Source organism: [Clostridium] aminophilum, assembly GCF_900101295.1.
Taxonomy (GTDB): domain Bacteria; phylum Bacillota; class Clostridia; order Lachnospirales; family Lachnospiraceae; genus Clostridium_R; species Clostridium_R aminophilum_A.
In genome coordinates, this window is record NZ_FOIL01000009.1 from 60,452 (window position 1) to 70,648 (window position 10,197).

9 protein-coding genes are annotated in these 10,197 nt (G+C 52.2%); 1 reads left to right on the forward strand and 8 read right to left on the reverse strand.

The window, feature by feature from the left end:
- Positions 1-405: 405 nt before the first annotated feature.
- The 8 genes from BMW41_RS04195 to BMW41_RS04225 all read right to left on the reverse strand — a co-directional run bounded on the left by BMW41_RS04195 (position 406) and on the right by BMW41_RS04225 (position 8,829).
- Positions 406-663, reverse strand: a complete 258-nt coding sequence (locus tag BMW41_RS04195; RefSeq protein ID WP_074648989.1) for an HPr family phosphocarrier protein — start codon at positions 661-663, stop codon at positions 406-408.
- 174 nt (positions 664-837) lie between these two features.
- Positions 838-2,823: a PTS fructose transporter subunit IIABC gene (locus tag BMW41_RS04200; RefSeq protein WP_074648990.1), complete on the reverse strand. Its 1,986-nt coding sequence runs from the start codon at positions 2,821-2,823 to the stop codon at positions 838-840.
- Positions 2,824-2,848: 25 nt separating this feature from the next.
- A complete protein-coding gene (gene pfkB / locus BMW41_RS04205) occupies positions 2,849-3,754 on the reverse strand; it encodes a 1-phosphofructokinase (protein ID WP_074649000.1) in 906 nt (301 codons plus the stop codon).
- Entirely contained in the window at positions 3,732-4,520 is a 789-nt protein-coding gene (locus tag BMW41_RS04210; RefSeq protein ID WP_074648991.1) for a DeoR/GlpR family DNA-binding transcription regulator, read from the reverse strand. The genes pfkB and BMW41_RS04210 overlap by 23 nt, the downstream gene beginning before the upstream one ends.
- Before the next feature lie 176 nt (positions 4,521-4,696).
- On the reverse strand, positions 4,697-6,034 hold the full coding sequence (locus BMW41_RS04215) for a Glu/Leu/Phe/Val dehydrogenase dimerization domain-containing protein (protein WP_074648992.1): 1,338 nt from the start codon (positions 6,032-6,034) through the stop codon (positions 4,697-4,699).
- Between the two features lie 287 nt (positions 6,035-6,321).
- A complete protein-coding gene (gdhA, locus tag BMW41_RS04220; protein WP_074648993.1) occupies positions 6,322-7,659 on the reverse strand; it encodes an NADP-specific glutamate dehydrogenase in 1,338 nt (445 codons plus the stop codon).
- 359 nt (positions 7,660-8,018) lie between these two features.
- Positions 8,019-8,174 carry a hypothetical protein gene (locus BMW41_RS14540; protein ID WP_177171159.1) on the reverse strand — a complete coding sequence of 52 codons (156 nt, stop codon included), beginning with the start codon at positions 8,172-8,174 and terminating at the stop codon, positions 8,019-8,021.
- 13 nt (positions 8,175-8,187) lie between these two features.
- Positions 8,188-8,829: a PilZ domain-containing protein gene (locus BMW41_RS04225; RefSeq protein ID WP_083378777.1), complete on the reverse strand. Its 642-nt coding sequence runs from the start codon at positions 8,827-8,829 to the stop codon at positions 8,188-8,190.
- Between the two features lie 317 nt (positions 8,830-9,146).
- Between BMW41_RS04225 and BMW41_RS04230 the strand changes: the two genes are divergently transcribed.
- On the forward strand, positions 9,147-9,773 hold the full coding sequence (locus BMW41_RS04230; RefSeq protein WP_074648995.1) for a type II secretion system protein: 627 nt from the start codon (positions 9,147-9,149) through the stop codon (positions 9,771-9,773).
- Positions 9,774-10,197 lie beyond the last annotated feature (424 nt).

The window sequence follows — 10,197 nt, forward strand, 5'->3', positions numbered from 1 at the left end:
TTTTTATAAAATACTCAATTATTCTGGGCGAACGGCGAAAAATGATGAGCGAACGACCGTGACAGGACCATGAACAGCAGGAATACCTTTTCGCGATATCTTTTCTCTTTTCCGGACGCTGCCTCCCCTCAAATCCTTTTGCCGCATGAAACTTCCGCTGAACAATCCGGCACCGCCTCGATCATCCCGCAGGCAGGTTCGCTTGACAGCGTGCGGCAGTCTGCCCACGGGGCGAAACACGCTTCGCGGGCTTTGGCTCGCTTCCCGCAGCGAGACGAAACACGCTTCGCGAGTTTCGCTCGTTGCTCGCGTAAATAAAAGAAGGTCCGACAGCGTTCCGCTGCCGGGCCTTCTTTATTACTGCAAGTTATTGTGAGCGCAAAGAATCATTTAAAAAATCATTCATCAGAGATTCTTCTCAAGGAAATCTTTTACGGCTGCACAAGCCTCTTCCTCATCGTCTCCCTCGAAAGTAAGTGTTACGGTGCTTCCCTTGGTTGCGCCGAGAGACATGATACCGAGAATCTTGGTTGCCTTTACGGTCTTGCCGTCCTTGCCGATCTGGATCAGGCTGCTGAATGTCTTGCAGAGCTTGGTCAGCTCGCCGGCCGGTCTTGCGTGAATTCCGTCGTTGTCCTGAATTACGTAATCAAAAGTTTTCATCGTATTTTCCTTTCATGACCTGAAATGTTTTGTTATTGTATTACATTGTCTTTTCTTTCGCAGCTCACCGGTCACTTACGGGGCTTCATACACCCTTTTCGCCAAAATCCGTCACCGGTGAGAGCAGGTTATATCTCTTAAACCTCCGGTATTTCCCACGGAAAACGCAGTCGGTCAGTTCATATCCGAGTCCATGCTGACCGGCTTCTTCAGAATTGAGAGAAGAATCGCGCCGGCCGCCGATCCGATGAGGAGTGCAGCCGCATACATCAGCGGATTGCTGATAACCGCGATTACCCAGAAACCGCCGTGCGGTGCCGGGCTTGCGCAGCGGCATGCCGCAGAGATCGCACCTGCGATCGCGGATCCCAGAATACAGGACGGGAGAACACGTCCCGGGTCCGCCGCAGCATACGGAATCGCACCTTCCGAGATAAAGGAAAGACCCATAATGTAGTTTACAAGGCCCGCCTGACGATCGCGCTTCGTCCAGCGGTTCTTAAAGAATGTGGTTGAGAGGGCAATCACGATCGGCGGAACCATACCTCCGACCATAACCGAAGCCATAATGATCTTTCCGGTCTCTCCGGTTGCGATTGCAGCCGTTCCGAATACATATGCCGCCTTGTTGATCGGGCCGCCCATATCGATGGACATCATACCGCCGACAATGGCGCCGAGAATCACAAGATTCGACGTTCCCATTCCGTTCAGGAAACCGGTGATGCCGGTATTAATCGCCGCCATAACCGGGTTCACGGTTGTCATCATCAGGCTGATCATCAGAATACCGACCAGCGGATAGATCAGAACCGGCTTGATTCCTTCCAGTGCATCCGGGAGCGCGTCACAGGCCTTCTCCAGTCCCTTGGTGAGATATCCCGCCGCAAAACCGGCAAGGAGAGCGCCGAGGAAGCCGGCACTGACGAGCTCAATCACCGGTTCGGCACCGTTTACGCCGACATTGACCTGATCGGCAAGATAGGACCAGGTAAATCCTTCCTTCGCGATTGCGCCGCCGACAAAGCCGACTGCCAGTCCCGGACGGTCCGCAATACTCATGGCAATAAATCCCGCAAGAATCGGAAGCATAAAGCCAAATGCCGAATCACCGCTCTGTTTGAAGAACTTCGCCAGCAGTGTACCCGAGCCGTAGAATCCCTCTCCGGCATGCGCCACATCCAGAAGGAAGGCGATCGCGATCAGGATGCCGCCGCCAACAACGAACGGGAGCATGTGGGATACGCCGTTCATCAGATGTTTGTATAAGGTGTGGGCCGCAGATTCCTTCTCCGCAGACACCGCTGCCGTGTCGGACACTGCCTTCTTTCCGGCACTGTATACTGCGGCTTCGTGATTCATGATCTTTCCGATCAGTTCCTCCGGCTTGTTGATTCCGGCGGAAACCGATGTGCTGAAAACCGGCTTTCCGTCAAAACGGGCCATCTCGACATTCTTGTCTGCCGCAATGATAACGCCCTCTGCGCCGGCGATGTCCTCGGCCGTCAGAAGATTCTTCGCGCCGCCAGAGCCGTTCGTTTCAACCTTGATGGTGTATCCGAGCTTTTCCGCTGCCTTCTCCAGTGCTTCCGCCGCCATATAGGTGTGGGCGATTCCGGTCGGGCACGCGGTAACCGCGACAATCTGAATCTTTCCCGCTGCCGTTTTTGCCGCTTCTTCCTTCTTCTCTTCCGCCTCAAGTTTTTCGCTTTCCGCCTTATCGATCACGGCGAGAAATGCGTCCGCATCCTCCGCTCCGCGGAGCGCATCACAGAAGTCATCGTCCATCAGAAGCGTAGACAGACGGGACAGTACCTGAAGGTGAACATTGTCCTCGGTGTTCGGTGCCGCGATCAGGAAGATCAGATCGGACTTTTCACCGTCCGGGGAATCATAGTCCACGCCTTCCGGCAGCGTCATCGCCGCAAGTCCCGGTGCCTTCACCGCGTCGGTCTTCGCGTGCGGGATTGCGATGCCGTCGCCGATTGCCGTCGTACTCTCTTCCTCTCTTGCCTTTACGGCATTTTTATACTTTTCCGGATCCGCGATGTTGCCGCCGGCCACCATCAGCTCGACCATCTGGTCAATGGCGTCGGTCTTTCCGGAAGCGCTGCCTCCGATGCGGATACTCTCTTTTTTCAGAAGATCCGTAATTCTCATCCTTTTACCCTTCTTTCTACCCTTCTCAGAATGTCTTCAGCAGTTCCTCAACCTCTTTCCGGGTTGCCAGTTCCTCGGAAAACGCACTGCTGCTTCCCGCGGAAAGTCCCATCCGGAATGCCGTCCGGTAATCCCCCGAAGCCTCGAGATAACCGGCCAGAAAACCGGCCACCATCGAATCACCCGCGCCGACGGAATTCACAACTTTTCCCTTCGGTGCTTCGCTCCGGAGTTCATCTCCCTTTTCCGAGATGAATACCGCACCTTCTCCCGCCATGGAGATCAGTACGTTTCTCGCTCCCATCTCCTGCAGTTTCTTTGCGTAAGGAATGACTTCCTCCCTCGTTCTCAGTTCCACGCCGAAGATCTCGCCCAGCTCATGGTTGTTCGGCTTGATCAGGAACGGATGGAACTTCAGAACCTTTGTGAGCAGATCTCTGGTCGCATCCACCACGACCGGAATCTTCTTCTCCTGATAACGCGCCAGAATCCGCTCATACATATCACTCGGCAGCGTATTCGGGATGCTTCCCGAGATCACCAGAATATCGTCCCCGGTCATGGCATCCAGTTTTTCAAACAGTGCTGCGATGGCCGCTTCCGTGATCTTCGGACCCTGTCCGTTGATCTCCGACTCTTCTTTCGATTTCATCTTGACGTTGATTCTGGAAAATCCTTCCTCCAGCGAGATGAAATCCGGTTTCACGCCGTATTCCGCAAGACGGCGCTCGATCTCCCGTCCGGTGAAACCGGCCGCAAATCCGAGGGCGGTGCTCTCATGCCCCAGATTCTTCAGGACAATCGAGACATTGATTCCCTTTCCTCCCGGAAGAATCTTTTCATAAGAAGTGCGGTTCACTTCCCCGATCCGGAAATCATCCACCCGGATAATGTAATCCAACGACGGATTAAACGTTACTGTGTAAATCAGGGCCACTCACCTCCACTACATTTCTGCACTTTCTGTACTTGTCACTGTTCAGTGTTCCCGTGATCACCGTCGCGAACCCGAACTCGGCAAACTTCACCGAGGATATGGTTCCCAGCTTGGAGTGATCGCAGAGAACGTAGCGATGATGCGTATGCTCCATCGCGGTCTTTTTCACCATCGATTCCACAAGATCCGGCGTCGTGTATCCGTGCTTCTCATCCGCACCGTTTGTTCCGAAAAATCCGATCGTGAAATTATAATCCTCCAGCGCCGCCACTGTCCGGCTTCCGACCAGCGCATCCGTAATGCTCTTGACGCGTCCGCCGAGAATAAACACCGTGCAGCCCTTTGCCGCGAGTACCGAAGCGTGACTGATGGAATTCGTCACATAGGTGGCGCTGAGTTCCGTGATCTTCTCCACCAGAAGCTGCGTGGTAGATCCTGCGTCAATGTACACGAAATCATCCGGCCTGATCATTTTCGCAGCATAAGCGGCGATCTGTTCTTTTTCCTCATAATTCAGGCTCTGTTTTTCCCGCATTGACAGATCCCGCGTCGAGTATTCCAGTTCCACTGCCGTCGCACCGCCGTGTACCTTGATCAGACGTCCGATTTTATCCAGTGCAGTCAGATCTCTCCGTACCGTCGATTCCGACACATTCAGCCGCTCCGCCAGTTCCTGAACCGTCGCACTCCTCTCGCTGTTTACGATGGCAAGAATCGAGTCATATCTCTCCTCTGTCAGCGTAGTGCTCACCTCCATCATCGTGCCGATAGAATCCCCTGCACGTTTTTGATTTGTATCCTCATGTTATCATCAAAAATAGTCACATTCAATCAAATGTGGTCAAAAATAGTCACTGAAATTGTGGAGGTTTTTTTGTGCATATTCCCTATTATATTTTTTGAAAAAATGCTGTACGTCCGCGCTTTTCCGGCCATTCAGACGATCCCCTGCGCGCGCATCGCGTCATAGACCCGGCGGAACGCGGCGATATCCGCTCCGGCGATATAATCATTCTTCAGTCCGCACTCCCGCACGGTGTCTTCCACCAGCCGGCAGATTTCATGCATGTGATGGCGGAGCTGACGCTCCACTTCTTTTTCACTCCAGTGGAGATGCATGGAATCCTGAGAACATTCCAGACTCGTCACCACAATGCCGCCCGCGTTGCAGGCCTGATACGGGAACAGCCGCACGCCATTCGCTTTAAGGTATTCCGCAGCCTCCGGCGTCGCCGGTTCATTCGCCCCCGGACAGACGGCAAACGTTCCGTTCTCCGCAAGGATCTTCGCCTGAGAAAGCCCGATCTCATGCGCTGCCGCGCAGGGAAGCGCGATATCGCATTTTACTTTCCAGATTCCCTCCGAACCGGTATGGTATTCCGAGCCGGGGCGCCGTTTTGCGTACTCGGTCATTCTTGCCTTCTCCGCAAATTTAACCTGCCGAAGAAGATCCGGATCAATTCCCGCCGGATCATACACCCATCCGTTGGAGTCGGATGCGGTGAGCACTTTCATGCCCAGTTCCTCCGCTTTTTGTGCCGCATGGACAGCTACCTTTCCGGCTCCGGACAGCGTCACGGTCTTTCCTTCCGCACTCTCCCCCACCGTTTCCAGCGCCGCTTCCGCAAAATACGGAATCCCGTATCCGGTCGCCTCATCGCGAAGATGCGTTCCTCCGAAGGCGCTTCCCTTTCCGGCAATCCTGCCGTCGCAGAGGTTCGTCAGTTTCCGGATCTGCCCGGTGAGATACCCCATCTCCCGGATGCCGGCCCCAATGTCACTGGTGAGAATATCTTCATCCGCCCCAAGATACCGAAACACTTCTTTGGCATATGCCTGGCTGAAGCGCATGACCTCCCGGTCAGATTTTCCTTTCCATGTAAAATCCGCGCCTCCCTTTGCACCTCCGGCCGGAAGCCCCGCCAGCGCATTTTTCCATACCATCAGAAACCCGAGAGCCTTCACCTTGTCCGCATTCACATCCTCCTCAAAACGGATGCCGCCTTTATACGGGCCGAGGGCGTTATTGTACTGCACGCGGTATCCGTGATTGACTCGGGTTTTGCCCGCATCGTCAATCCAGGTCACGCGGAATGCATGCTCGCGGTCCGGAAATACCATGCGTTCCAGAATCGCATCCGCCCGGTATCTCTCTTCATCCTTCTCCACCACCGGCTGAACAGATGTCAGAAAATCTCCCACAACCCGCTGATACTCCTTCTGCTCCGGATACTCTTCCGCAATCCGTCCGATGATCTCATCAATATAAGCCATAACGACCTCCGTTTCCCGTGTCCGTATATACTGCGTATGAATCCATATTTACTACGTGCGTATTCAACTTTACTACGTACAGCTTCCAATTTGCTATGTACAGATTCATATTTGCTATGCAAGCGATCATTTTTCTATCTATGTATTCGTATATATATCGCTTATATATTAGTAAAAAGGGCTTTCTTCTTCCCCTGAAGTGTAATACAACCTTTCCCAATATACAACGAAGCGGGAACCTGCCTCGGCAGATTCCCGCTCATCAGACCGGTAACGTCTGTTCTGTTTTAATATACGCCCTGTGCAGCCATCGCCTCTGCAACACGGTTGAATGCTGCGATGTTGGCACCGGCAACATAGTTCTCGCCGAGATCATTCTCCTTCGCCGCATCTGCAATGATGTGGTAGATATTTCTCATGATATCGCTGAGGCGGGAATCAACCTCTTCAAAGCTCCAGTAGAGGTGCTCGGAATCCTGTGCCATCTCGAGCTCGGATACGCTGACGCCGCCGGCGTTGCAGGCCTTGGACGGGCAGAGGATGACGCCGTTCTTCTGGAGATAATCGGTTGCCTCCAGTGTGGTCGGCATATTGGCGCCCTCGCATACGGCATAAGTGCCGTTCGCAACCAGTGCCTTTGCATCCTCCAGTGTAATATCGTTCTGTGTCGCACACGGAAGAGCAATATCTGTCTTCACTGCCCAGAGACCCTCGTGACCCTCATGGTACTCTGCGTTCGGTCTCTTTGCCGCGTACTCGGTCAGTCTTGCGCGCTTCTCAAGTTTTACTTCCTTCAGAAGATCGAGGTCAATGCCGTCCGGATCGTAAACCCATCCGTTGGAATCGGAACAGGTGACAACCTTCGCGCCCATCTGCTGAGCCTTCTCGATTGCAAAGATTGCAACATTTCCGGCGCCGGAAACCGTAACGGTCTTGCCCTTGATGTCCTGTCCGTGATCCTTCAGGAGCTCGTCAACAAAATACATCAGGCCGTAGCCGGTTGCCTCGGTTCTGACCAGAGAACCGCCGAAGGTAAGGCCCTTTCCGGTCAGGGTTCCGTCGAACTGATCGGTCAGCTTCTTATACATTCCGAAGAGGTATCCGATCTCACGGCCGCCGACACCGATGTCTCCGGCCGGTACGTCCATGTTCGGGCCGGTGTACTTGAAGAGCTCACCGACATATGCCTGGCAGAAACGCATGATCTCGCGATCGGATTTGCCCTTCGGATCGAAATCCGCGCCGCCCTTTGCGCCGCCGATCGGAAGACCGGTCAGTGCGTTCTTATAAACCATCTCGAAGCCGAGGAACTTAATCATGCCCTGTGTTACGGTCGGATGGAAACGAAGACCGCCCTTGTACGGACCGAGCGCATTGTTGACCTGAATGCGGTAGCCGTGATTGACCTGAACTTCGCCGTGATCATCCGTCCATGTTACCCGGAAGGAATGCTCTCTGTCCGGAACGACCATTCGCTCAAGCATCGCTTCCTGCTGATACTTCTCTTCGTCATTCTCGACGACGGTGCGGACAGACTCCAGAAATTCCTTTACTGCCTGATGATATTCCTTCTGATCCGGATAATAGGAAACTACGTTCTCGTACACATTATCTACATAAGACATGATAATACCCTCCTCTGTACTGCTTCGAAATACCGCCTGCCATTTACGGTATTGCTCATTGTGATCTGTTTCCTCGAGGTATGGGCAGAGTATAGAGCCATCAAAAATGTATGTCAATATTTTTGATTTGTCATGAATTTATTGATTTATATGTACTATTTTCGTTATTTTCTTCCAAAAATTATCTGTGTTTTTTGTGTGCTTTCGACAGGAACGTAAAAAAGACGAGGCCATTCTGCAACTTTTCTTTTGTGCAGAATGTCTCATCTTTCAGTTGAACGCATTTGAAAATACGGAAATTTTATAATCGTGTTTTTATAACTGTTATAATTTATTCTTTATGATTAAATTCCCTGAACTCATATCCGTCCCGTCAAAGTCAGATTCCGAAGCAGTTCCTTCATGTCTCCGGCGATCCCGCTTCCGGGCTGTTTCCTCTCATCTCCGGCTATTCGGCTTCCGATGAGTTCCTTCTCGTCTCCGGCGATCCCGCTTCCGGGCTGATGCTCCGGCATTTTTACCGGTTATTTATTCTTCATTTGCACGGTGATTCTCAATCAATCTCCGGAAAACATAATTGCGGATATTCGCCTCGTCTCCCGGCTGAAGATTGATAAAGCGGAGACCGTATCCCATATGGATCTCATCCGCCATCTTCCCCCACACGGTTTCCAGAAGGAAGGTCCGGTCTTTTTTGTTGAATTTAAAACGAAAGCGCACCAGTTCCTGCGGAGCCAGCGTCTCCACTGTCTCGATATACACGCCACCCGCGCTGAGATTCCGGATCGTTGCGAAGAAATCTCCGCCCAGCTTTGGATCATCATGATAAAACTGCCACTCAATGTCCACGGACGCCCGGACATCCATCTGTCGCTGCTTCGTCTCGTTGCACTTGATGACTTTGCACTCGCCAATCCACGGATACGGGCTGGTCGGATACGCCGGATTTCTCTTGATCAGAACCTCCGATTCCGTCGTGATCAGGCCTTGCTGAACATCATAGAAATCCACCCTTGCTTTAATCCGTGCATCCTGAAAGTGGAAGCCCTCAAAATATAATGTAATATTCTCCTTGCTGAAGCGGACTTCAACGGAGATCTTCACATCGCCTTCCGGCATATAGATCATTCCCCGGTCGCATTCTTTCAGAATCATATCATCACCTGCCATCCTGTTTTATTCTTGTTCATACTATATATAACTCTCTTTATTATACCTTGAAACAGCAAGTTTATTATCACCTTTTCAGTCATAAATCAGGCATTTGACGGTGTTTTTGATGACATCGTTTTTCGTGATTGAATATCCAAACCCTATTATTCAAAATTATATTAATTTTTGTCCCTTTTCGCCGATATTTTGTTTGGTGCAGTATCCCTGCTCCAAACGTCAAGCAAAACCTGAATACATGAAAATTGTTGATGCAGTGAAGTGCTGTATCTCCGCTTCCAGCATCAAACCAAAACACGAAAAGAAGTTGAACCACCATGCAGAACAAAAACCGAAGCCGGAAAGGCTACACTCTGGTTGAATTGCTTATTGTCATCGCCATCATCGGCGTGATGATCGCCATCTGCGTCCCGATCTTTCGCTCCAGGCTGGAGAAATCCCGCCGTGCGGTCGATCTCGCCAATGCGCGTGCCATCCGGGCCGTCCTGGCAAATATTGTGAATGCCGACGAATTCAACTATCGAGGTGCCAAACACGGCAACAGCAAAGAAATCGGCTTCTGGGTGCTGGTAACCCGGGATCCATCCTCGGGACCAAGCAGCGATTATTCCGGAAGAACCGTGTACTGCTGCGCAGAAACAGACGTAATTATCGACGGCGAGCCGACGAAAACAGCGGAAGGAACCCGTTTTCACAATCAGGGCGTCGAAGATGCCATGAAAGCCGCCGGCCTGAACCTTGATACCCTTTCTGTCAAGGCTTCAAACACCACCGTCAACGGAATCGGCGGATGGGACTGGTATCTGGTCGAGTACGGCTGGAACGATGTTTCCGAAGAATACGATTTCCGGATCTATTCCGGTTCGAAGAAAGAAAGTGCCAGCTGGGCCAAACATCCAAATCCCACCAACATTGAACTTTATCTGAACCGCCAGAATTCCTGACCGCAGCGTTATCTTCTTTTTTCCAAAAAGACGGCAGTCCGGGCCTCGAAAGCCCGGGCTGCCGCTCTGTTTTATTTCATAGGAAATTTCTCCGAAATTCCCTATGAAATAAAAACGCTCCGCGAGGATGCGCACGCCGCTGTAAGGAAGCTGTCACCTAACGGTGACCAGCGGCGGCGCGCAAAGTCCGCGGGGCTCCCCTCAGGACTGAGGGGATGGGGGAGCCGAAGTCCGCTTGCGGACTTTGTTCTCCACGCAGCTCCACCCTTCCTGCAGGAGGCCCTGGCGGCTGCCGCAAAAATGCCTGACACGCGCCAAACACGGTTCGCCTCGTTCTGTATGACGCGTCCATCTTAACCCGCAAAAATCGTATTGTCGAGAAGTTCCTCAATCGGGTACTTATCCTCCACAATGTGCGGCCATA

What these genes read in the sequence shown, in the direction of transcription:
- BMW41_RS04230 (WP_074648995.1), top strand. Translation starts at nt 9,147, where the DNA reads ATGCAGAACAAAAACCGAAGCCGGAAAGGCTACACTCTGGTTGAATTG.
- BMW41_RS04215 (WP_074648992.1), bottom strand. Translation starts at nt 6,034, where the DNA reads ATGGCTTATATTGATGAGATCATCGGACGGATTGCGGAAGAGTATCCG.
- gdhA (WP_074648993.1), bottom strand. Translation starts at nt 7,659, where the DNA reads ATGTCTTATGTAGATAATGTGTACGAGAACGTAGTTTCCTATTATCCG.
- BMW41_RS14540 (WP_177171159.1), bottom strand. Translation starts at nt 8,174, where the DNA reads ATGCCGGAGCATCAGCCCGGAAGCGGGATCGCCGGAGACGAGAAGGAA.
- BMW41_RS04195 (WP_074648989.1), bottom strand. Translation starts at nt 663, where the DNA reads ATGAAAACTTTTGATTACGTAATTCAGGACAACGACGGAATTCACGCA.
- BMW41_RS04200 (WP_074648990.1), bottom strand. Translation starts at nt 2,823, where the DNA reads ATGAGAATTACGGATCTTCTGAAAAAAGAGAGTATCCGCATCGGAGGC.
- BMW41_RS04210 (WP_074648991.1), bottom strand. Translation starts at nt 4,520, where the DNA reads ATGATGGAGGTGAGCACTACGCTGACAGAGGAGAGATATGACTCGATT.
- BMW41_RS04225 (WP_083378777.1), bottom strand. Translation starts at nt 8,829, where the DNA reads ATGGCAGGTGATGATATGATTCTGAAAGAATGCGACCGGGGAATGATC.